The organism is Pseudomonas sp. HD57-3 (genome assembly GCF_056113135.1).
Map to the genome: position 1 here is coordinate 5,345,510 of NZ_CM148568.1, position 23,261 is coordinate 5,368,770.

Here is a 23,261-nt window from a genome sequence, read left to right on the forward strand (position 1 = left end):
AGAATTCAGCGCTCAACCACGGCTCAGGAAGACATCGGCCAGCAGTTGATTGCGCGGCAGTCCGGCCAGGAACAGACGCTTGGCAAACGCGTCGACGCTGGCAGTCGAGCCGCAGACTAAGGCCAGGGTTTGTCGGGAGACAAGGCGCAGTTGCGCCAAAGCGCCCGGCAACTCGGCCGCCGTCCACAATTCCACGCTGAGGTTTTCCCGCTGCGCGGCCAATGCTTCAAGGGGTTTGGCCAGGTAATGCCCGTCGGCATCATGGGCCAGATGAATGACGCGAATGGCGCCCCGATGATCGTGACGCAAAGCTTCGCGCAACACGCCGAACAACGGGCCGAGCCCGGTGCCGGCGGCGAGCAGCCACAGCGGCCGGTCGTGCCAGTCCGGGTCGTAATGCAGCGCGCCGCCGCGCAGTTCACCCAGGCGGATCGGGTCGCCGATCTGCAAGCGTCGTGCAGCATCGCTGAATTCGCCGGGCTGGCGGCAATCGAGGTGGAATTCAAGAAAGCGGTCTTCTTCCGGCAGGCTCGCCAGCGAATACGGCCGCGCAATGTGGCCGGCCCACAGCACCAGATGCTGACCGGCGCTGTAGCGCAACGGCCGCTGAGGTGTCAGGCGCAGTCGCAACACGCTGTCGCCGAGCCAGTCCAGCGCTTCGACCGTGGCCGAGCGACCATCGGTGACGGGGTCGAAAGTATGCACCTGCAAGTCTTCGATCACCTGGCACTGACAGGCCAGCCGCCAGCCCTGATCACGCTGCTCGGCGCTCAAGGCATCGGGGCGACTGTCGGCGGGCAAGCCCTGCACGCATTGCACCAGGCACGCATGGCAACTGCCGGCGCGACAGCTGTAAGGCACCGCCACACCGTTCTGAAGGAGGGCATCGAGCAGGTTGCTGCCCGCTGCCACCGACCACTGTCGTTCACCGACCCGCAGTTCAGGCATCGACGTTCTCCCACGCGGCTGCGCAGCGGTTGCGCCCGTCACGCTTGGCCCGGTACAGCGCCTGATCGGCACGCTGCAAGGCGTCGTCCAGATCATCGCCCAGTTCCAGCAGGGTCATGCCGGCGGACAGGCTCAGGTTTTTCACGTTCAGGCCCACCAGTTCAACGTCGGTGAAGGCGATGCGCAGCCGTTCGCAACAGGCGGTCAGGCGCTCGGCGTTGCAATCGGGCAGCAGCACCACAAATTCTTCACCACCATAACGCGCCAGCACGTCGCCGTCGCGCAGGCACGCACCGGCGACCCCGGCGAACGCTTGCAGCACCTGATCGCCGGCGGCGTGGCCGTGAATATCGTTGATGCGTTTGAAGTGGTCGAGGTCGATCAGCGCCAGACCGTGCACCACGTCGGCCTCCATCGCATTCAGCTCGCGGGTGGCCAGGCGCAGGAAATGCCGGCGGTTGAACAGCCCGGTCAGTTCGTCGGTGGCCACCAGGTCTTCGAGCTGGCGCATCATCCCGCGCAGGGTGTCCTGATGCGCCTGCAAGGCGAACCGCCGCTGGCGCATGCGTTGGCGCGAGGTCTGGACGAAGCGTGCGTAAATCACCAGCCACGCCAGCACGATCAACAGGATGCAGGCCTGCAACGCGGACAGCGCCGGATCGTGCAGCCGCAAGTGGTAACCGTCCCACAGCGTGATGGCGCAAAAACTGAAAAACACCAGCATCGCGCAGCGCACAAACGCCCGCTGTGACAGATGGAACAGGCCGAACAGCAGCACCAGCACATAGAAAACCAGAAACTCGCCCCGCGCCTCTTCCAGATGGGCGATCAGCCACGTCTGCCAGCCAAGGCCCAGCAGCACCTGGACTTCGGTCAGACTCGGGTCGGAGAAGCGCAGGTTGCAGCCGGAAAAGAACACGGCGAACAGGGCCGCCTGACTGATCACCACCAGCGCGCTGCCGATGGCAACGCCGGCCAGCGAGTCGTTGTAGTGTCCGGTGAAATACGCCAGCCACAGCAGCAGCAAAGCCAATCCATAGGTGGCTGCAGCAAGGGCGAAGCGTTTGAGCAAAAGACGTTGAATGGCGTTATGGGTCAATCGTTGACTCACCGTGCGATAAGAGGCTGACCGAGTGTCCTACTCTACAGACCGGCTGCCACTTTAGTGGCGCAGGCGATAAATGACCATTGATTTTCGGGCCGGGTATTTGGCGTCAAAAACCTGCAGCCATGCGACCAACGAATGACTCCCGGCAGATGTGCCCGCCACCGAGGCGCGGTATACTGCCGCGCCTTTTTAGCGTCGCGCCAGCAGCCCCGGCGTGCCTTGAAAGGTGTCTGCGACCGACCGATGCACCCAAGCCGCAGGCACCTTATTGAATGTTCCCGTCTTTTAGAGGAGCGCGACTCATGACCGTGATCAAGCAAGACGACCTGATTCAGAGCGTTGCCGACGCCCTGCAGTTCATTTCCTACTACCACCCCGTGGATTTCATCCAGGCGATGCACGAAGCCTACCTGCGCGAAGAATCGCCAGCGGCCCGTGACTCGATGGCGCAGATCCTGATCAACTCGCGCATGTGCGCCACCGGCCACCGGCCGATCTGCCAGGACACCGGCATCGTGACCGTGTTCGTGCGTGTGGGCATGGACGTGCGTTGGGATGGCGCGACCATGAGCCTGGACGACATGATCAACGAAGGCGTACGCCGCGCCTACAACCTGCCGGAAAACGTCCTGCGTGCTTCGATCCTGGCCGACCCGGCCGGTGCGCGTAAAAACACCAAGGACAACACCCCGGCGGTCATCCACTACTCCATCGTCCCGGGTAACACCGTGGAAGTGGACGTAGCGGCCAAGGGCGGCGGCTCCGAGAACAAGTCGAAAATGGCCATGCTCAACCCGTCCGACTCGATCGTTGACTGGGTACTCAAGACCGTTCCGACCATGGGCGCCGGCTGGTGCCCACCGGGCATGCTGGGCATCGGCATCGGCGGTACCGCCGAGAAAGCCGCTGTGATGGCAAAAGAAGTGTTGATGGAGTCCATCGACATTCACGAGCTCAAGGCCCGTGGCCCGCAGAACCGCATCGAAGAAATGCGTCTGGAGCTGTTCGAGAAGGTCAACCAGCTGGGCATCGGCGCCCAAGGCCTCGGTGGCCTGACCACCGTGCTCGACGTGAAGATCATGGACTACCCGACTCACGCCGCCTCCTTGCCGGTGTGCATGATCCCGAACTGCGCCGCCACCCGTCACGCGCACTTCGTGCTCGACGGTTCCGGCCCGGCTTCGCTGGAAGCGCCACCGCTGGACGCCTACCCGGAAATCGTCTGGGAAGCCGGCCCTTCGGCCCGTCGCGTCAACCTCGACACCCTGACCCCGGAAGACGTGCAGAGCTGGAAGCCGGGCGAAACCGTCCTGCTCAACGGCAAGATGCTCACTGGTCGCGACGCTGCGCACAAGCGCATGGTCGAGATGCTGAACAAGGGCGAAACACTGCCGGTGGATCTGAAAGGTCGCTTCATCTACTACGTCGGCCCGGTTGATCCGGTCGGTGACGAAGTGGTTGGCCCGGCTGGCCCGACCACCGCCACACGGATGGACAAGTTCACCCGTCAGATCCTCGAGCAGACCGGCCTGTTGGGCATGATCGGCAAGTCCGAGCGCGGCCCGACCGCGATCGACGCGATCAAGGACAACAAGGCCGTGTACCTGATGGCCGTCGGCGGTGCCGCTTACCTGGTGGCGCAAGCGATCAAGAAGTCCAAGGTCCTGGCGTTTGCCGAGCTGGGCATGGAAGCGATCTACGAGTTCGAGGTCAAGGACATGCCGGTCACCGTTGCGGTGGACAGCAAAGGTGAATCGGTACACATCACCGGTCCTGCGATCTGGCAACAGAAGATCAGCGAAAGCCTGGCGGTAGAAGTGCAGTAAGCGCTTCATCTGCCAGCAAAAAGGCCGGGCGGTCAGCAATGACCGCCCGGCCTTTTTTTCGCCTGCCATAAAAGTGCAGGCGCCGGCACCTGTCAGATCTGACAGGTGTCGGAACAAAGGCGCTCTGTTAGCGTGCAATCTCGGCATTCACTGGTTGCGTTGCCATGGTTCCAGATGCAGATGCGCTCGTCACCCCGCCCTCCATTGCCAAAACCGCGTCCATTGCCACCAATGGACGCAGCTGGGGAGAGATCGGTGCAACCGGGCAACGCTCTTACACACTGACGTTGCCGATCATCGCTGCGCGCTCGCTCAATCCTGACCTGCAACTGGTCTATGACGGCAACGCGGGCAACGGCAAGTGCGGCCTCGGCTGGGATTTACCGCTGCCGGTCATCTCCCGCAAGACCAGCAAGGGCGTTCCGAAATACGCACCCGACGACGTCATGCAGGCTGACGGCACCGACCTGCGACCCGAGCTGACGACCCGCGGCAAGATCAAGGTAACCCGACGCACTCGGGGTAAAGGCAAGAGCGCCCGAAAGTTTTCGGTGGTGCGTTATATCCCTCGCCTGGAAAGCACGTTCGACCGCTACGAACTCTGGACACCTGCAGACGGCGCCCCCTACTGGATCGTTTCCCGCGCCGACGGCTCACAACATTGCTATGGCAATAACCAGGGATCGTGCATCTACGACCCGGCAAAACCGAGCCATATCGCCGCGTGGCTGCTGGTGGAAACCAGGAACGCGGTGGGGGAAAACATCTTTTACGAGTACAAGGCCGATGACAAGGTCGCCGACGATCGCTTTGACTATCAGGCCCAGCGCTATCTGCGGCAGGTCTGTTATTGCAACAAGACCGCCAGCACTGGTCTGTATTGCCTTGATCATTCGCAGCCAGAACTGCTGGACTGGCTGTTCCGTCTGATAGTCGACTACGGGGAGCGCGTCACCCGGCGCGAGGCTGTTCCCCCCTATTCAGCCCCGAACGAGAACAAATGGCTGCTGCGCAGCGATCCGTTTCGCAATCATCGCTTCGGTTTCGAGATTGGCACCCGGCGCCTGTGCCAGCAGTTTCTGTTGTTCAACCACATCGGCCCCGACCCGGTACTGGTCGAACGTCTGTTGCTGGAGCACGAACCCACGCTGTCTCAATACAACCACCTCAAAGCCGCGCATTACATGAGTTACGACGCAGAGGGGCACGTCAAACAACTACCGCCGCTTGAGTACTGCTATGAGCCGCTCAAGCTCAACCCCTTTCCCCAGGCGTTTCTGGCACTCGACCATATGCCGGGCCTCAACGATGGCAAGCCCTATCATTGCGTCGACCTTTACGGAGAAGGCCTGCCTGGTTTTCTCTGCCAGCACGACAACGCCTGGTATTACCGTGAGCCTCTGCGCGGCACACCCGGCACTGACGAAATTATCTACGGCCCGTGGACCTTGCTGCCGCTGATCCCCAACGCCGACAGCAACAAACCGGTGGTGCAAATCCTCATGGACCTCACTGGCGACGGACGCCTGGACTGGGTCGTCGCGCAGCCCGACGGCAGCGGGTATTACACGCTCAATCCGGATGGCACCTGGTCGCTGTTGAAATCGTTCAAGCAGTTTCCCGTGGAGTTCTTCCATTATTTGGCCCAATTGGGTGACTTGAGCGGTGACGGTCTCAACTCCCTGGCGCTGATCGGACCGAAAAGCGTGCGGGTGTACGCGAATTTGAGGGAAACAGGCTTTGCTCCCGGCAAGGATGTACCCCATACCCCGGACCGATTGCCGCTGTTCAGTGGAGCCGGTAACGAATTGGTGTCTTTCAGCGATATGGGCGCCAGCGGTATGGAACTGTGCCGGATCCGCCATGATGAAATCCGCTGCTGGATCAGCCTCGGGCATGGCCGGTTTGGCGAGGGTTTCAAGATGAGCGACTTGCCGTTCAAATATGGCGAGTTCGATCCCGACCGAGTGCGCATCGCCGACGTAGACAATTCCGGTGCTCCGGCTCTCATTTACCTGTATTCGGACTTCTTCGAAATCTGGTTGAACCACGGTGGCAACTCCCTGGCATCGGAACCCGTCCGAATTCCATGGCCCAGAGGCGTGCGCTACGACAACCTCTGCCAGGTGACCTTTGCTGATCTCAGGGGCATTGGCTGCGCCAGCCTGCTGCTGACCGTTCCGCACATGTCACCTCGACACTATGTGTATAACCTGGTCGACGCGCGGCCATACCTGCTCACTGGATGCAACAACAACATGGGTTACAACGCGTCGTTGCAATATCGCAGCAGTGCGCAATTCTGGCTGGATGAAAAACGCCAGGAATTGGTGGCACGCAGGAAGCCGGTGTGCCATTTGCCGTTTCCGCAGATGGTGCTCCATTGGCTGCGTCAGGAAGATGAAATCACCGGCAATTACCTGATGCAGTTCCATGAGTATTTCGAGGGTTATTACGACGGTCGCGAACGCGAATTTCGCGGCTTCGGCCGGGTCTGTCAGATCGACAGCGAACTGGAACCGGGCAAGGCCGAAAGTGGCCATACAGCCCCGATGCGCACCACTCAATGGATTCATACCGGCGAAAGTGTCGATCCGGTTTTGAAAGGTATCAGCGAACTCGACGATGAAATCACGCCCTTTGGGCCCACCGTCACTTCAACGCTCGACGCCAGACGCGGTAGAGAACGAATTCGCAAACGGCGCAAGAGCGACGATCCCGAAGTCGCCTACGCCCTGGCCGGTCGTCTGCTTCGCATTGAAGCCTGTCAGGCGGACGACCCCGCTCCCGCTCGCCCGATTTCCCTGAGCGAATTCCGTTATCTGGTTCGGGTCGTCGATGAAACCCCGTCCAGCCTGCTGGTGCTGGAACTGGAAAACCGCAGCCAGCAATACGAACGTTTCATGGATGATCCCCGCTGTCAGCACGCGGTCGGTCTGGCATGGGACATGTTCGGTCATCCGACCCAACGCTTCGCGGTCGCCTGCGCACGCCGCCGCACTAAAACCGACAAACCGCCTTTCACTCAAAAGGATCAACAGCTCGCCTGGCTGGACAGTCACGATGAGCAACAGCGGTACTTCTATCTGACGGAAACCCTTGCCGAGCCGATTCACCTGATCACTGACGACCACTGGCTGCTCGGTTTGCCCTGGCGCCAGCGCAGCAATGCGCTGAGGCTGCCCAAGGGAGCGCTGCCGGACGGGCTGCAATCGGCAGACATCAGTTTCGAAAACTTCGAAAAGTATGAGGGCTGCGCAGCGTGGACATCGGAACGCGAACTGACGTCACTCTCGCAACAAACGTATCTGGAGGCGGTCGGCAAGATCGAGTACCCACCGCGCCAGGGACCGACCGAGCGGGCTGTGTTCGACAAAAAGGCATTGGCGGCTTACGTCGACGTCCCGATTGTCATTCGGGACGAGCTGACAAAAATCGGCTACAAGCCCATGAACCTGTTTTTGCCGCCAGACACGGATGAAGATCTTCTGAAAAACCTCTGGTCGGCACAGAGCGGCTTGTTCACCTACTCCGACCCCAGCGGTTTCTACCACGTCACCGATGTTCAGCAGACCGCGAGCCATGGCGCAACCCACATCACCAGGGACGCAAACCATCTGCTGACCACTGCCATCACCCTGCCGGACGGCTGCGTCACGGCAATGACCTACGACATGCACACCTTGCAGGTGCAGCGTGTCACGGATCACAACGACAACATTCACGAAGTGCGGTACGAAGCGGGCGGTCGACCGATTGCCTTCAGCTTTCATGGTAACGAGGAAGGCGTGCGTGCCGGTTTCGAAGATCTGTCCGTTTATCCACCTCAGTCTGATCTGAGCGTCGAGTTTGCCCTCGCCAACCCGAAAACCGTGCTGGCATCCGCTGCCGGCGTGGTGCGCACCAATCTGTTCAGCTGGATGCCATTGCTACCGGTCAAAACGGCGCGGCTCAAAAGAAAGCAATGGATCGCCAACGGCCTGATCCTGCCCGACGGCCACATACGCGCATCGGCCCTGCGCTGGCTGAACCAGCAAAAGAAACGCACTGCCAGCGAACAAACCCTGCTCAAGATCATCCAGACCGCCCTCAGGCAGCCGGTAAACAGCGTCAACCTGACTGCCGACTGCTACCACACCGACCCGCAGCAACAGATTCAGATGACCGTCCGTTACGTCGACGGTTTTGGCCGCGAGCTGCAAAGCAAACAGCTCGTGCCGCCGGGCGATGCCCTTGTCGCCACGCCCGAGGACGGCCTCGAGACCGACGCCGACGGCAAGCCGATCGAAATGCCCGCCGCGCGTCGCTGGCGAGTCATGGGACGTGTCGAATACAACCATAAGGGCGAGACTATCCGGGTCTATCGCTCGTATTTTCTCAATACCCATCGCTGCATCAATGACCGCGCCATGCGTGAACACGGCCATCACGATCAAATGTTCTACGACGCCCAGGGCCGACTGATCAAAACGATCAATGCGCTGGGCCATACGGCCTTGGAGCAATTGCATCCATGGTTCACGCTCAGCTACGACTACAACGACACACAAGAGCCATCACCCGCCAGGCCCGCGAAAAAACCGACACCTGCAAAACCTGCAAAACGGGTCAAGTCATGAACGCCAGCGTGCACCATCTGACACCGAAGATGTCGTCAATCGGTCCGCATGGCGCGACCGTCAGACAAGCCGAATACCTGCGTTCGGTGGCCGGCGAAGAGGTGCGAGCACTCATCAACCGACTGCAATATGACGTGGCCGGCCAACCGGTGGCACAACTGGATCCGCGCCTGCCCACGCCCAATACAATAACCGTGCACAGACTCGACGGTACGACGGTCAGGACCTTCAACGTCGACGGCGGGGAAACCACTGTTCTGCAAGGACTCGGTGGCGAACTTCTGCAAAGCTGGGATGCAAACGGCAATCACCGGGAGATGAGCTACGACCCGCAACTGCGGTTGCGGAGCGTCGCGGAAAACGGGATAACCGACTTCGAAACCTTCCACTACGGCAACAACCTAGCCGACCCGACACACAACCTGCGCGGCCAGATGACAGCGCTGAGCGATCCATCGAGCACGTTACAAATCAACAGTTTCGCCATGAGCGGCCCGTCACTGGAAGAAACCCGCACCTTCAAGGACGGCAAGATCTGCACCAGCCGCCAGCGCTTCAGCGCCGTCGGTGCGCTGCTGCAAACCACCGACGCCGGCGGGCATGTACAACAATCGACTTACGACATCGCCGGACAACTTGTCCGGGTGCAACTGCAACTCAGCGGGCAAGCCTTCCAGGATATTTTGAACGGCGCGGATTACAACGCCGCCGGCCAGATCACCGAACAGCGACTCGGTAACGGCGTGACCAATCATTGGCACTACCGGGCAGCCGATGGACGTCTGTTGCGGCAGTACGCGCATAAGGGTTCGGCACCGGCAATTCAGGATTTCGTGTATGACTACGACGCGGCGGGAAACGTCATTCACATTGTCGACCCCATCTACAAAACGACGTTTTTCCGCAACCAGCGGGTCAACGGTGACCGCACATTTCTCTACGATTCGATGTACCGGCTGACCGGTGCCACCGGATACAGCGATGCCCCGCCCAAGGACAACCCCGGGTGGCCGATACCCGCCGATCCCGATGACCGACTCAACTATGTCGAGTCTTTCGAATACGACGACGGCAACAATCTGAAAAAACTGACCCACGTTCGCGACGGCAACACCTACACCCGCGAGATGTTCATCGACCTTGCCAGCAATCGCGGCGTGCGCTGGAAAAGTGGCGATCCGGATCCTGACTTTGGCATTCATTTCGACCCTGCCGGCAATCTCAGGCACCTGCAGACCGGCCAGCCGCTCGACTGGAACAGTCGCAACCAACTGCAATCGCTGACCCTCGTCGAACATGACAGCGGGCCATCGGATCAGGAGCGGTACCAATACAGCCAGGGCACAAGGGTCTACAAACGTCACGAAACCCACACCCGTAAAGTCAGCCACGTCGATGAAGTGCATTACGCAGGGAGTCTGGAAGTCCGCACCAGCAACAATGGAGAGGAATTGCACCGCATCACCGTCGCAATCGGTGTCGGCGAGGTGACGTGTCTGCATTGGGTCGCCGGCAAACCGCCAGGTATCGACGCTGATCAATTGCAGTACTCGCTGAGTGACCACCTGGGATCAATCACAAAAACACTCGATCAGCAGGCACTGTTGATCAATGCCGAGGGCTATTTTGCCTACGGCGGCACGGCCTGGATGACCGCTCGCTCGCAAATCGAAGCGGACTACAAGTTCACCCGCTATTCGGGCAAGGAAATGGATGTCACCGGGCTTTATTACTACGGCGCACGGTATTACGCGCCGTGGTTGTGTCGCTGGGTGAGCGCCGACCCGGCCGGGGATACGGACGGGCTGAACCGGTATGCATTTGTGGGGAATAATCCGCTGCGTTACGTTGATCCGTCGGGAGGAACCAGAGCCGAAGCCACCATCATGTTATACGCGGGCTTCCTGGGCCACGTGAGTGAATATGCCGAACAAACCAATGCACAACTCCACAACATCATTCACCAGAAAGGCTTCATAAAAGCGCTGTTTACCAACGCTGTCGTGGAGGGCGTAAAGGGCCCGATCGGCTACGAAGCCGGGTTGATTGGTGGTGCGCAGGTTGACATGGCCATACCACATGGATTGACTCTCCCTCCATATGCGACAACCGGAGGGCTGATCGGAGGAAACATCGGCGGCGATGTGTCGGGCGCCATGGCAGATGTGCCACTGAGATCCGTCGGCCTCACCGTCGGAGGGATGATTCCGAAAACCTCGAAGATGTCCGTTGGTGCGATTGATCACGATCTGGGAATCAAGCAAGCCGTCGGGGACATTCGCAACTTCAGCGACTTCATGAATGAACGAGGCACCCCGGCGCTCGACAAAGTCCTCAATCCGGAGTTCATGATGAACAGGGTGATGTCCTCCTGGATATCGATCATTCCCGCCGCGCTCAATATGCTTGCCCTGACTATCGAAATCGAAGACATCAAGAACCGCCTGGACCCGGTCAAGGTCGGAAAAATCGAGACGATGCTCAGCGACTGGCAGACAGCGCTCGAAGAGCGTTCGGCATGGATGGAGAAAGCTTTCGATGCAATGGGCACAGATATCCTCTATCCAGCCGATGTGCTGCCGAATGTAAACAACACGACCACAAAAGAAATGCTGGCACCGATCACCCGCTCGGGCTTGCGTCGACAAACCGCAGCCACCCGATATGAAATCGCCCACGCCCAGCGCGGTCTGGCCGCCTACAAAGAGATGGGCACCACGGACAATCAGTACTCGCGGCGCATGGCTCACCCGACCTATTAATAATCAGGTAACGGGTTCACCGGGAGTCAGTAGCCCAGCGCTGGAACAGGGCCAATCCGGCGGGGGATAACGGGCGAAGCACAGCGCCTCATGGTATGGTGCCAGCCCCATTTCCCCCTCAGTTCTTCAGCATGCTGCCGACTTCCCGTACCTTGCGTCTGTCGTTGTATACCCTGCTGATCATCGCCGGTGCCGCCCTTGCTGCAACGCTTGCGATCCGCCACGCCGAGCGCCAGGCGCTGGAAGAAGACGCCGCGCGGGCCAATCAACAGCTGGCGCTGTACGCCAACTCGCTGCATACCCTGATCGACCGCTATCGCGCCCTGCCCGCCGTGCTGGCGCTGGACCCGCAATTGCGTGCGGCGCTGGCCGGCCCGGTCGACGCCGAACAGCAAGCGGCGCTGAATCTGAAGCTGGAAAAAATCAACGGCGCCGCCCAATCCTCAACCCTTGAACTGCTCGACCACACCGGCCTCGCGGTGGCGGCCAGCAACTGGCGTCTGCCCAGCAGTTACGTCGGTCACAACTACGGCTTTCGCCCCTATTTCAGTCAGACCCGCACCCAGGGCACCGGGCGTTTCTACGCGGTCGGTGTGACCAGCGGCATTCCCGGTTATTTCCTGTCCAGCGCGGTGCTCGGCGACAACGGCGAGTTTCTCGGGGCGATGGTGGTCAAGCTCGAATTCCCCGAACTCGAACGCGAATGGAGCCAGGGCAATGACACCCTGCTGGTCAGCGATGCGCGCGGCATCATCTTCATCGCCAACCAGCCCGGCTGGCGCTATCGCCTGCTGCACCCGCTGAGCCCGGCCGATTACCGCGAGATCAAGGCCACCCGCCAATACGACAAACAGTCGCTGGTGCCGCTGACGCATCTGGCGCTGCGCACCTTCGACGACAACAGTGATCTGCGCCGCGTCGAAGGCCCGCAAGGCACGGCGGATTACCTGTGGGAATCGCTGCCGCTGAGCACCGAAGGCTGGACGCTGCACCTGCTGCGGCATCCGCAGGTGTCCTTCGAGGATCAGCGCAATGCCGGGCTCGCCGCCGCCGGAGTGTGGCTGGCGCTGGTGTTCCTGCTGCTGTTCCTCAATCAGCGCTGGCGCCTGGCAAAGATGCGCCAGCGTAGCCGCGAAGAGCTTGAGCAACTGGTCGAAGAGCGCACGCGCGACTTGCGCACCGCACAGGACGGTCTGGTGCAGTCGGCAAAACTGGCGGCACTGGGGCAGATGTCCGCCGCGCTGGCCCACGAAATCAATCAGCCGTTGACCGCCCAGCGCATGCAGCTGGCGACCCTGCGTCTGCTGCTCGATCATGGCCGGGTCGATGACGCCTACAAGGCGCTCAAACCGGTGGATGACATGCTCACGCGCATGGCCGCCCTCACCGGCCACCTGAAAACCTTCGCCCGCAAGAGCCCCAGCGGTTTGCGCGAACGGCTGGATCTGGCGACGGTGGTCGATCAGGCCCTGCAATTGCTCGATGCGCGTCTGCGCGATGAGCAGGTCAGTCTGGTGCTGCACCTGACCCGTCCGGCCTGGGTGCGCGGCGATGCGATCCGCCTGGAGCAGGTGTTGATCAATCTGCTGCGCAACGCCCTCGACGCGATGCAGGGCAAGCCGTGCAAGCGTCTGGAAATCCGTCTGGAAGCCGACGAACAATTGTGGCGCCTGAGCGTCATCGACAACGGCGGCGGCATCGCCGAAGAACATCTGGCTCAGGTGTTCGATCCGTTCTTCACCACCAAACCGGTGGGTGACGGGCTGGGTCTGGGGCTGGCAGTATCGTTCGCCATCGTCCATGAATCCGGCGGGCGCCTGTGCGCCGAGAATGGTGACAACGGCGCGGTGTTCAGCCTGACCTTGCCGATCGATCTGGAGGCGCACATCTGATGCTCAACTCGGTGATGGTGGTCGACGACGAAAGCAGCATTCGCAGTGCCGTCGAGCAATGGCTGAGCCTGTCCGGGTTCGAAGTGCAGCTGTTCAGCCGCGCCGAGGAATGCCTGGCGGCGCTGCCCGCGCATTTTGCCGGGGTGATTGTCAGCGACGTGCGCATGCCCGGCCTCAGCGGTCTTGAACTGCTGGCCGAAGTACAGCGCCGGGATGCCGACCTGCCGGTGATTCTGCTGACCGGCCACGGCGATGTGCCGATGGCGGTCGAAGCGATGCGCGACGGCGCCTACGATTTTCTGGAAAAACCCTTCAGCCCCGAGACCCTGCTCGGCAGCCTGCGCCGGGCGCTGGAAAAGCGTCGCTTGGTGCTGGAAAACCGCGCCCTGCACGAGCAGGCCGACAACCGCGCCAGACTGGATGCGACGTTGCTCGGTGTTTCCCGTGGCTTGCAGACCTTGCGCCGGCAGGTGCTGGATCTGGCGACGCTGCCGGTCAACGTGCTGATCCGTGGCGAGACCGGCAGCGGCAAGGAACTGGTCGCCCGTTGCCTGCACGACTTCGGCCCGCGCGCCGACAAGCCGTTCGTGGCGCTGAACTGCGCGGCGATCCCCGAGCAGCTGTTCGAAGCCGAGCTGTTCGGGCATGAGAGCGGCGCGTTCACCGGGGCTTCCGGCAAGCGCATCGGCAAGCTGGAATACGCCGATGGCGGCACGCTTTTTCTCGATGAAATCGAAAGCATGCCGCTGGCCCAGCAAGTGAAACTGCTGCGGGTGTTGCAGGAGCAGAAGCTGGAGCGGCTGGGGTCGAACCAGAGCATTCGGGTGGACTTGCGGATCGTCGCGGCGACCAAACCCGATTTGCTGGATGAAGCGCGGGCCGGGCGCTTTCGTGAAGACCTGGCGTATCGCCTGAACGTCGCCGAATTGCGCCTGCCGCCGCTGCGTGATCGTCGGGAAGACATTCCGTTGTTGTTCGAATCCTTCGCCCAGAGCGCGGCACAGCGCTTGGGCCGGACTTTTCCGCCGCTCAGTGGCGCGCAGTTGAGCCATCTGCTGAGTCATGACTGGCCGGGCAATGTGCGGGAGTTGGCGAACGTGGCCGAGCGTCAGGTGCTGGGGCTGGATGAACCGGTGCAGGGGATTGATCCGGGGCAGTCGCTGGCGGCGCAGCAGGAAGCGTTTGAAGCGCAGTGTTTGCGGGCTGCTTTGACCCGGCACAAGGGGGATGTGAAAGCCGTGCTGGAAGAGCTGCAACTGCCGAGGCGCACGTTCAATGAAAAGATGCAGCGGCATGGTTTGACCCGGGAAATGTTTTTGGCTGATTGAATTGATCGTTCCCACGCTCCGCGTGGGAATGCAGCCCGGGACGCTCTGCGTCCCAAAGCGGACGCAGAGCGTCCATTGAGGCATTCCCACGCAGAGCGTGGGAACGATCAGATCAACGATCAGATAGGCGGAAATCCGCTCATCGCCAACTTCCTATCGGCAAAATCCCGCTCAACCCATCTCCCCAGCCCCTCTAAACCGGCCCTCCCCCCGTTGGCACAGCTCCTGCTATAGCCCTCGCAGGCTGCGTTTCAACGCGCTCCACAAAAACAATTAAACGAAGGATCCTTCAATGGATAACTCCAACGCCCTGCCTCTTGGGTCGGCTGCCGTGCCGGCTAAAGAACGAACCACCGCCAGTCGCATCAAGTCGATCTTCAGCGGTTCCGTCGGCAACATGGTCGAGTGGTACGACTGGTACGTCTATGCCGCCTTCTCGCTGTACTTCGCCAAAGCCTTCTTCCCCAAAGGCGACACCACCGCCCAACTGCTAAACACCGCCGCGATCTTCGCCGTGGGCTTTCTGATGCGCCCGATCGGTGGCTGGCTGATGGGCCTGTACGCCGACAAGGTCGGACGCAAAAAGGCCCTGATGGCCTCGGTTTACCTGATGTGCTTCGGCTCGCTGATCATCGCCCTGAGCCCGGGTTATGAAACCATCGGTGTCGGCGCGCCGATCCTGCTGGTGTTCGCCCGCCTGCTGCAAGGCCTGTCGGTCGGTGGCGAATACGGCACCTCGGCGACCTACCTGTCGGAGATGGCGACCAAGGAGCGTCGCGGCTTCTTCTCCAGCTTCCAGTACGTGACCCTGATTTCCGGCCAGCTCATCGCGCTGGGCGTACTGATCGTGCTGCAACAGTTCCTGACCACCGAAGAGCTGTACGCGTGGGGCTGGCGTATCCCGTTCGCCATCGGCGCGCTGTGCGCAATCGTGGCGCTGTACCTGCGTCGTGGCATGGAAGAAACCGAGTCGTTCACCAAGAAGGAAAAGTCCAAGGAAAGCGCGATGCGCACCTTGCTTCGTCATCCGAAGGAACTGCTGACCGTGGTCGGCCTGACCATGGGCGGTACGCTGGCGTTCTACACCTACACCACCTACATGCAGAAATACCTGGTGAACACCGTCGGCATGAGCATCTCCGACTCCACCACCATTTCCGCCGCCACGCTGTTCCTGTTCATGTGCCTGCAACCGATCATCGGCGGCCTGTCCGATAAAATCGGTCGTCGTCCGATCCTGATCGCCTTCGGCGTGCTCGGTACGATCTTCACCGTGCCGATCCTGATGACCCTGCACACCATCCAGACCTGGTGGGGCGCGTTCTTCCTGATCATGGCGGCGCTGATCATCGTCAGCGGCTACACCTCGATCAACGCCGTGGTGAAGGCCGAGCTGTTCCCGACCGAAATCCGTGCGCTGGGTGTCGGCCTGCCGTACGCACTGACCGTGTCGATCTTCGGCGGCACCGCCGAATACATCGCGCTGTGGTTCAAGAGCATCGGCATGGAAACCGGTTACTACTGGTACGTGACCGCGTGCATCGCGGTGTCCCTGCTGGTGTACATCACCATGAAAGACACCCAGAAACACTCGCGCATCGTCACTGACTGATCGGGTTTATTCAGCCACTGCAATGGTGGCTGTTCTGGCCCCATCGCGAGCAAGCTCGCTCCCACATTGGATCGGCGTAAAACTGACCCTGTGGGAGCGAGCTTGCTCGCGATTGAAGTCACCTCGGTATCAGGACAATTCGGCAACCCCCTGTTTGCTGCCATAACGCTTCTGCGCATACGACGCCCCGACGATCATCACCAGCAGAATCCCCGCCAGTACCGCCGACGAACCGATGGTGCCGAAGTCCAGTCCGCCCTTCTCATGGGACTTGGTCATCAAGTCGCCCAAGGTCGCGCCAAACGGCCGGGTCAGCACGAACGCCACCCAGAACAGCGCCACCGACGAAATCTTCGTGAAGTACTTGAGCAGCACGACCACGCCAATCGCCGAGCCGATCAACAGCGCGCCACCGGCAAAGCCCAGGCCGGAGTCGTCCGCCAGGTAATCGCCGAGCGCGGTGCCCAGGGTGTTGGAGAACAAAATCGCCATCCAGTAGAACATCTCGCCGCGAAAGCTCTGCACCTTGGTCACGTTGAGCGAATCGCCGCTCAGGCGCCAAGCCGCGAAGATCGCCAGCAGGATCGCGATCAGGATCATGGAACCGGTGGCGTAACCCAGTTCCAGCGTGCGGTCCATGAAGTCGGACATGGTGGTGCCAGCGGTGCTGGTCGACAGGATCACGATCCAGTACAGCAACGGCTTGTAAGTCTTGGACATCAACTGCGCGATCAGCGTCAGGACGAACACGCTGATCAGGATCAGCGAGCTGATGGCGTAGCCGACGTTAAGGGTCATCGACAACAAATCCCCCGCGGTTTCCCCCAGGGTCGTCGCGCAGATTTTCATGACCCAGAAGGCCAGGGTGATTTGAGGCAGTTTGTTCATCGCGGGCAACGCTCCAGTGTGTGACGGCCGGTTTTTGGCTTTATGGCCGTGGGCAGACTGGCGTTGCGCGGGTGAAAAACCGGTCGGGAATCCATGAAAAATCTGTCACACACGCAAAAAACGGCGATTAATCACCGGTTAATGCCCCTGCCGCATCCTGCACCTACCTGATCGATTAACTGCGCGACGCTCGCTCCGACGACGAAAGCGAATTGAATGCGTCGCCCTTAATATCAATTTAATCGATTGTTTTTAGCATTATTTTGCGCTTTTTAATCAATTTAATTGGCGTAGCATGAACCCCATGCGAAACACATCGCCAACGAATTTCGAATCTGGAGAACGACCATGAAAACCAAACTGATCCTCGCCCTGACCCTGTCCGTACTGGCCGCCAATACCTTCGCCGCCGATGGCTCGGACAAAACCAAATCCGCCGACTTCATTTCCGGCGCCAGCGCTGCCATCGAAACCAGCCACACCGGCACCTACGCTGCCGACGGCTTCGACAAGACCAACGTCGGCAAAGCCGTTGCTGCTGATGGTTTCGATAAAACCGGCACTGCCAACGCAATCGCTGCCGATGGCTTCGATAAAACCGGCACCGCCAACGCAATCGCTGCTGACGGTTTCGATAAAACCGGTACCGCCAACGCCATCGCCGCCGACGGTTTCGATAAAACCGGCACCGCCGCTGCCATCAGCTGATTACCAGAATGCAGACACCAAAGCCCGGCCATTGCCGGGCTTGTTCATGTCTACAGGTTTGAAAACTTCACCATCGGCGCATTTGATCTTCGCGGATCGGACTTGCACTATTGGTCGCTTATAAAAGCCTTCAGGATCACCCCGCCATGCCCGACGACATCCATTTCTACGAACCCGCCAACGGCCACGGCCTGCCCCACGATCCGTTCAACGCCATCGTCGGCCCGCGCCCCATCGGCTGGATTTCTTCGCAGGATGCCGAGGGCCGGCTGAACCTGGCGCCTTACAGCTTTTTCAACGCGTTCAACTACATTCCGCCGATCATCGGGTTCTCCAGCGTTGGTCGCAAAGACAGCCTGAACAACATCGAGCAGACCGGCGAATTCGTCTGGAACCTCGCCACTCGCCCGTTGGCCGAGCAGATGAACCAGAGCTGCGCGATGGTCGGGCCGGAGGTCAACGAGTTCGAACTGGCGGGGCTGACGCCGGTGGCGTCGAAGGTGATTGCCGTGCCGCGCGTGGCCGAAAGCCCGGTGTCCTTCGAATGCAAGGTCACCCAGATCATTCAGTTGCAGCGCGCCGACGGCGAGACCGTGCCGAGCTGGCTGGTGCTTGGCGAGGTGGTCGCCGTGCACATTGCCAAATGGCTGTTGAAGGACGGGATCTACGACACCGCCGCCGCCGAACCGATTCTGCGGGGCGGCGGGCCGGCGGACTATTTCCAGCTGGGGCCGGAGGCGTTGTTCAAGATGTGGCGCCCGGGGGCAACGAAGTAAGCGCTTACCAGATCAGCTCGGCGTCTTCGGTGACGCCCTTGAGCTTGTCCAGTTCATTGATCGCGGCTTCATCGGCGGCGATGGCGCCGGGGAAAACCTGATCGTTCAGCAGTTTGTGAAAGCGCGGTGCGCCGCCGTCGACCAGGGCCTTGACGGCGATTGCCGCGTGATAACCCTTGTTGCCGCCCAACTCGACGGGGACTACAGCGGAAACCGCTTCGAAGTGTTCGAACTCTTTACGTGCCATATCGCAGGTCCTGGCTCAGTCAGATGAGCCCGACATTAAACATTCAACCGGCGAGTTTGTGTATCGGCGCAGTGCATTGCCCTACGGCCTGTGCGGCCGAGACTTCCTTGAAGGTGTGGAAATCCAGGCTGTTGACCACCAGCTCCTGCACCAGCTCGGCAAAGATTTCCATCGACGGGCTGCTGAAATACGCGGTCATCGATTGCTGGTTGTTCCAGAAACCGGAGACCAGCCACAACTCTGGATCACACTGCGAATGCTGCAAGGCGAAGCTCAGGCAACCGGGGGCGGCACGGGACGGTTCGATCAGGGCGCTCAGGCGCATGCCGAGTTCCGCCGAACGCCCGGCGCGCGCTCGAACGAAGGCCATATGACTGACGGGAATCTGCTTGGACATGTTCAACCCTCCCAGGGAGTCGCGTAGCAGCCGGGGACGGGCTGCGACAGGATTCAAGGTTAAGGGCCGCTCCCCGTTCGCCGTTAGTCGATTCCTGCCGTCGCGTTGCACAATCCTGCGAGACTGTCGTGCAGACCTGTAACAAGTCGTGAATTGCTGTCACCGTCCTGTCACACCGGTTTCGAGCAAGTTTTACAGGGCTCGCCCTGTCATGTCTGGGCAGGTACGCAACGCCATGCAGGATCAGGCAAGCATTTCGCAGGATGTGTCTACCGCTTGCGCTTGCACAAACTTATGCTCTGCTCCCATTCCATCCCTTGCCGAGGAGGCTGTGCATGACGTCATTCGATCGTTTTCAGGCGCCGCCCGATGCCGACATGGAAAAGCAGCGCGCGGAACTGGCGGCCATCATTCGCCGCAATACCTCCGAAGATGGCAGTTATGCCACTGCCGTCGGCTCGCTGGTCATGTCGCGCCACACCCAGTCCCATGACTTCGCCCCGGTGCTCGCGCAACCGGCGCTGTGCATCATGGCCCAGGGTCGCAAAGAGGTGCGGCTGGCGGACGAATTCTTCAATTACGATCCGTTGAATTACCTGGTGGTATCGGTTTCGATGCCGTTGAGCGGTCGGGTGGTGAATGTCTCGCCTGAAGAGCCGATCCTCGCCGTGCGCCTGGACATCGATCCGGCGGAGATCACTGCGCTGATCGCCGATGCCGGCCCGATGGGTGTACCGACCCGGCCGACCGGACGTGGTTTGTATGTGGAGAAAATCGACAGCGCGATGCTCGATGCGGTGCTGCGTCTGGCCCGTCTGCTCGATGCGCCGAAAGATATCGCCATGCTCGCGCCGCTGATCCGCCGGGAAATTCTCTATCGCCTGCTGCGCAGTCCGCAGGGCCATCGGCTGTACGAAATCGCCATCGCCAACAGCCAGAGCCACCGCATCAGCCAGGCGATCAAATGGCTCAACGGCAACTTCGAACAGCCGCTGCGCATCGATGATCTGGCGAAGGAAGTGAACCTCAGCGTCTCGACCTTGCATCACCGTTTCAAGGCGATGACGGCGATGAGTCCGTTGCAGTATCAGAAGCAACTGCGCCTGCAAGAGGCGCGGCGTTTGATGCTGGCTGAGGGGCTGGAAGCTTCGGCGGCGGGGTATCGGGTAGGGTATGAAAGTCCGTCGCAGTTCAGCCGCGAGTACAGCCGGTTGTTTGGCGCGCCGCCGTTGCGGGATCTGGCGCGCCTGCGATTGAGTGTCTGATCAGGCGCCGAGCACCCGACACGCCTCACTCGGCAACGTCACCGAAACCGGATGCCCGATCCCCAGACCGAAGCCCTGACACGGCGTGCTCAGCGCCGTGAAGGTCACCCCGGAACACTCCACCGTAGTCTCGATCGTCGCGCCGATATCCCGCACAAACGTCACCTTGCCCAACAGACGATTGCCCGCCGCAGCCTGGGGCGCCGACAGTTGCAGGTCTTCGGGGCGGATCAGCATTTTCACTTTCTGCCCGACCACGATGCTGCTGCAGATCGGCACTTGCAGCGCATCGCCACCCGGCAGCACGACCTTGCCATCGCCCAGCGCGGTGGCCGGGAAAATATTCCCCGAGCCGATAAAGTCCGCGACGAATTCGTTGGCCGGGTGCCGATAGATTTCAATCGGCGTGCCCACTTGTTGCACCCGATGCTCACCCAGTACCACCACGATGTCGGCCATGGTCATGGCCTCGCGCTGATCGTGGGTGACCATGATGGTGGTGATGTTCAGGCGTTGTTGCAGCTGACGGATTTCCACCTGCATCGACTCGCGCAACTTGGCATCCAGCGCCGACAGCGGTTCGTCGAGCAGAAGAATTTTCGGGTGCGAAGCAATCGCCCGGGCAATCGCCACTCGCTGACGCTGGCCGCCGGAGAGCTTGGCCACCGGACGATCAATCATCGGTTGCAGCTGGATCAGCTCCAGCAACTCCACCACCCGCGCCTGTTGATCAGCCTTGCTCACACCACGCAGTTTCAGCGGATAGGCGATGTTCTCGCCCACCGTCATGTGCGGGAACAATGCCAGCGACTGAAACACCATGCCGAAGTTGCGCAGGTGCGCCGGGGTGTGGCCGATGTCCTCGCCGTCCAGGCGGATCTCGCCGCCGGTTAGGGTTTCCAGCCCGGCGATCATTCGCAGCAACGTGGTCTTGCCGCAGCCCGACGGGCCGAGGAAGCACACCAGTTTGCCCTCGGGCAAATGCAGGTTGACGTCTTTCACCGCGCAGGCCGAGCCGTAGTGTTTCTCGACGTTTTCCAGAATCAGACCAGACATAAAAATCACCTCAAGAAATCAAAAGGAAACGCCGCCTTCACCGACCAGCTTCTCCAACGCCCAGATCAGGACGAAGTCGATCAGCACGATCAGCACGGCAAACGAGAACACGGTAGGGTCGAGCGATGACACGGTGCGGCTGTACATCCAGATCGGCACGGTCATGACGTCGATGGTGTAGAGGAAATAGGTCACGGTGAATTCGTTGAACGAGACGATGAACGCCAGCAGCATCCCCGCCAGAATCCCCGATTTCATCAGCGGTACCACCACATCGACGATGGCGCGCAACGGCGAGGCGCCGAGCATCTGCGCGGCCTCTTCGACTTCACTGCCGATGGAAAGCATGGCCGCCGTGCAGTTCTTCACCACGAACGGCAGCGCCAGAATTACGTGGGCAATCACCAGCCGCGAGGTGGTCATGTGGAACGGCAGGCTGTCGAATACCAGCAGCAAGGCCAACCCCAGCACCACCATCGGGAACACCAGCGGCAGCGACATCAATTGCAGCGCCACGCCCTTGCCACGGAAATCGCAACGGGTCAGCGCGTAGGCCGCCGGCACCGCGATCAGCGTGGCGAAAATCATCGTCAGGCACGCCACCAGCAAACTGGTGCCCATGGCCTGGCCGAGGCTCAGCACATCGCTGGCATCGGGCGAAACGAAGGTGTGCCACGCCGCCTTGTACCACTGCAGGCTATAGCTGCTCGGCGGGAAGTCGAGGTTCGACGCGCCGCTGAACGACATCACGATCATGGTCAGGATCGGCAACACGGCCAGGAACAAAATGATCCCGGAGAGGATGCCGGCGAACTTGCCGGTGTCGCCCGGCAACAGCGACTGACGCTTCTTGATCAGGGCACTCATTGCGAAGCCTCCAGCAGACGGCGACGGCGGCCGGTGATGTATTCGGACAAAGTCATGATGGCGAGCGTGGTGACGATCAGCACCACCCCGGCAGCCGATGCAGCAGGCCAGTTCATCAGCGGTGCGATCTGGTCATGCACCATCACCGCGAGCATCGGCACGCGACGGCCACCGAGTAACAGCGGCACCACGAAGCTGCTGGCGTTGTAGGCAAACACCAGCGTCGCACCGGTGATGATCCCCGGCAGACTCATCGGCAACACCACCTGGCGGAACACCTGAAAACGACTGGCGCCGAGGGTGGCGGCGGCTTCCTCGTAGCTGCGAGCAACACCGCGCATGGCGCTGGCAATCGGCAGCACGGCGAGCGGAAACGCGGTCTGCACCAGGCCCATCAACACGCCGTTCTGGTTGTACAGCAACATGATCGGCCGCTTGATCAGACCGAGGCCCATCAGGGTCTGGTTGAGCATGCCGCCGGGACCGAGGATCACCAGCCAGCCATAGCTTTGCAGAAGCAGGTTGACCAGCAGCGGCAACAGCACCGCCGCAAGGAAAATCCGCCGCACGAATGGTGATGTCAGACGCGACATGGTGTACGCCACCGGGATCGCCAAGACCACCGCGATCACCGCGCTGATCAGCGCCAGACGCAAGGTCAGCAGCAACGATTTGAGGTAGTAGGGTTCGAGCAACTGGGCGTAACTGGCCAGGCTGAAACCGGACCACTCCGCACCCTTGGTGCCGACGCTCATGCGCAGCACCAGCAGGCTGGCGGCAATCAGCACGCCGAGAAACAGCATCGACGGCGTGAGGAAAAACCACGCCCGTGCAGTCGGCGAAACACCGCGCGCCGGGCGCACGTCACCCGCGCCGACCGGTTGGGTCAGGGATTGATGTTCCATAGCAATGATCTCGTCAATGGAAAAACAACTGACAGACACTGCCTTCAAATTCACCGA

At 60.8% G+C, this 23,261-nt stretch carries 17 protein-coding genes; 9 read left to right on the top strand and 8 right to left on the bottom strand.

Features of this window, described 5'->3' with window-relative positions:
• Positions 1–12: 12 nt before the first annotated feature.
• Both AC0R79_RS24195 and AC0R79_RS24200 read right to left on the bottom strand, forming a co-directional pair.
• The gene (locus AC0R79_RS24195) at positions 13–948 is read right to left on the bottom strand and encodes an iron-sulfur-binding ferredoxin reductase (protein WP_474731907.1); all 936 of its coding nucleotides are present in this window, start codon (positions 946–948) and stop codon (positions 13–15) included.
• Positions 941–2,047, bottom strand: a complete 1,107-nt coding sequence (locus tag AC0R79_RS24200; RefSeq protein WP_085606669.1) for a GGDEF domain-containing protein — start codon at positions 2,045–2,047, stop codon at positions 941–943. The genes AC0R79_RS24195 and AC0R79_RS24200 overlap by 8 nt, the downstream gene beginning before the upstream one ends.
• A 311-nt stretch (positions 2,048–2,358) precedes the next feature.
• Between AC0R79_RS24200 and AC0R79_RS24205 the strand changes: the two genes are divergently transcribed.
• The 6 genes from AC0R79_RS24205 to AC0R79_RS24230 all read left to right on the top strand — a co-directional run bounded on the left by AC0R79_RS24205 (position 2,359) and on the right by AC0R79_RS24230 (position 16,095).
• Positions 2,359–3,882, top strand: a complete 1,524-nt coding sequence (locus AC0R79_RS24205) for a fumarate hydratase (RefSeq protein WP_007960181.1) — start codon at positions 2,359–2,361, stop codon at positions 3,880–3,882.
• A 164-nt stretch (positions 3,883–4,046) separates the two neighbouring features.
• Positions 4,047–8,501 carry a SpvB/TcaC N-terminal domain-containing protein gene (locus AC0R79_RS24210; RefSeq protein WP_474731910.1) on the top strand — a complete coding sequence of 1,485 codons (4,455 nt, stop codon included), beginning with the start codon at positions 4,047–4,049 and terminating at the stop codon, positions 8,499–8,501.
• A complete protein-coding gene (locus AC0R79_RS24215) occupies positions 8,498–11,263 on the top strand; it encodes an RHS repeat-associated core domain-containing protein (RefSeq protein ID WP_375747795.1) in 2,766 nt (921 codons plus the stop codon). Before AC0R79_RS24210 ends, AC0R79_RS24215 begins: the two co-directional genes overlap by 4 nt.
• A gap of 131 nt (positions 11,264–11,394) precedes the next feature.
• Positions 11,395–13,155 (top strand): sensor histidine kinase, encoded by a 1,761-nt coding sequence (locus AC0R79_RS24220; RefSeq protein WP_474731912.1) that lies wholly within the window; start codon positions 11,395–11,397, stop codon positions 13,153–13,155.
• Positions 13,155–14,483, top strand: coding sequence for a sigma-54-dependent transcriptional regulator (locus tag AC0R79_RS24225; protein ID WP_474731915.1), 1,329 nt, complete (start codon positions 13,155–13,157; stop codon positions 14,481–14,483). The genes AC0R79_RS24220 and AC0R79_RS24225 overlap by 1 nt, the downstream gene beginning before the upstream one ends.
• A 292-nt stretch (positions 14,484–14,775) precedes the next feature.
• Positions 14,776–16,095, top strand: coding sequence for an MFS transporter (locus AC0R79_RS24230; protein ID WP_007960177.1), 1,320 nt, complete (start codon positions 14,776–14,778; stop codon positions 16,093–16,095).
• A gap of 129 nt (positions 16,096–16,224) precedes the next feature.
• On the opposite strand, the gene AC0R79_RS24235 is transcribed toward AC0R79_RS24230, so the two are convergent.
• Complete coding sequence (locus AC0R79_RS24235) at positions 16,225–16,983, bottom strand: COG4705 family protein (protein WP_127799631.1); 759 nt, start codon at positions 16,981–16,983, stop codon at positions 16,225–16,227.
• A gap of 348 nt (positions 16,984–17,331) precedes the next feature.
• Between AC0R79_RS24235 and AC0R79_RS24240 the strand changes: the two genes are divergently transcribed.
• Both AC0R79_RS24240 and AC0R79_RS24245 read left to right on the top strand, forming a co-directional pair.
• Positions 17,332–17,691 carry a hypothetical protein gene (locus AC0R79_RS24240; protein ID WP_064383791.1) on the top strand — a complete coding sequence of 120 codons (360 nt, stop codon included), beginning with the start codon at positions 17,332–17,334 and terminating at the stop codon, positions 17,689–17,691.
• A 146-nt stretch (positions 17,692–17,837) separates the two neighbouring features.
• Complete coding sequence (locus AC0R79_RS24245) at positions 17,838–18,467, top strand: flavin reductase family protein (protein WP_011335689.1); 630 nt, start codon at positions 17,838–17,840, stop codon at positions 18,465–18,467.
• 4 nt (positions 18,468–18,471) lie between these two features.
• Here AC0R79_RS24245 and AC0R79_RS24250 read toward each other — a convergent pair whose 3' ends face one another.
• Together AC0R79_RS24250 and AC0R79_RS24255 are read right to left on the bottom strand one after the other, a co-directional pair.
• On the bottom strand, positions 18,472–18,714 hold the full coding sequence (locus AC0R79_RS24250; RefSeq protein ID WP_127799635.1) for a hypothetical protein: 243 nt from the start codon (positions 18,712–18,714) through the stop codon (positions 18,472–18,474).
• 43 nt (positions 18,715–18,757) lie between these two features.
• Entirely contained in the window at positions 18,758–19,111 is a 354-nt protein-coding gene (locus AC0R79_RS24255) for a putative quinol monooxygenase (RefSeq protein WP_007960171.1), read from the bottom strand.
• A 335-nt stretch (positions 19,112–19,446) separates the two neighbouring features.
• Between AC0R79_RS24255 and AC0R79_RS24260 the strand changes: the two genes are divergently transcribed.
• Positions 19,447–20,376 carry an AraC family transcriptional regulator gene (locus AC0R79_RS24260; RefSeq protein ID WP_085606682.1) on the top strand — a complete coding sequence of 310 codons (930 nt, stop codon included), beginning with the start codon at positions 19,447–19,449 and terminating at the stop codon, positions 20,374–20,376.
• Here AC0R79_RS24260 and AC0R79_RS24265 read toward each other — a convergent pair whose 3' ends face one another.
• From AC0R79_RS24265 to AC0R79_RS24275, 3 genes are read right to left on the bottom strand one after another with little or no spacing between them, the layout of a single operon-like run.
• Positions 20,377–21,432: an ABC transporter ATP-binding protein gene (locus tag AC0R79_RS24265; protein ID WP_127799637.1), complete on the bottom strand. Its 1,056-nt coding sequence runs from the start codon at positions 21,430–21,432 to the stop codon at positions 20,377–20,379.
• 18 nt (positions 21,433–21,450) lie between these two features.
• A complete protein-coding gene (locus AC0R79_RS24270; protein WP_474731920.1) occupies positions 21,451–22,299 on the bottom strand; it encodes an ABC transporter permease in 849 nt (282 codons plus the stop codon).
• Positions 22,296–23,204: an ABC transporter permease gene (locus AC0R79_RS24275; RefSeq protein WP_007960163.1), complete on the bottom strand. Its 909-nt coding sequence runs from the start codon at positions 23,202–23,204 to the stop codon at positions 22,296–22,298. Before AC0R79_RS24275 ends, AC0R79_RS24270 begins: the two co-directional genes overlap by 4 nt.
• Between the last annotated feature and the right edge of the window lie 57 nt (positions 23,205–23,261).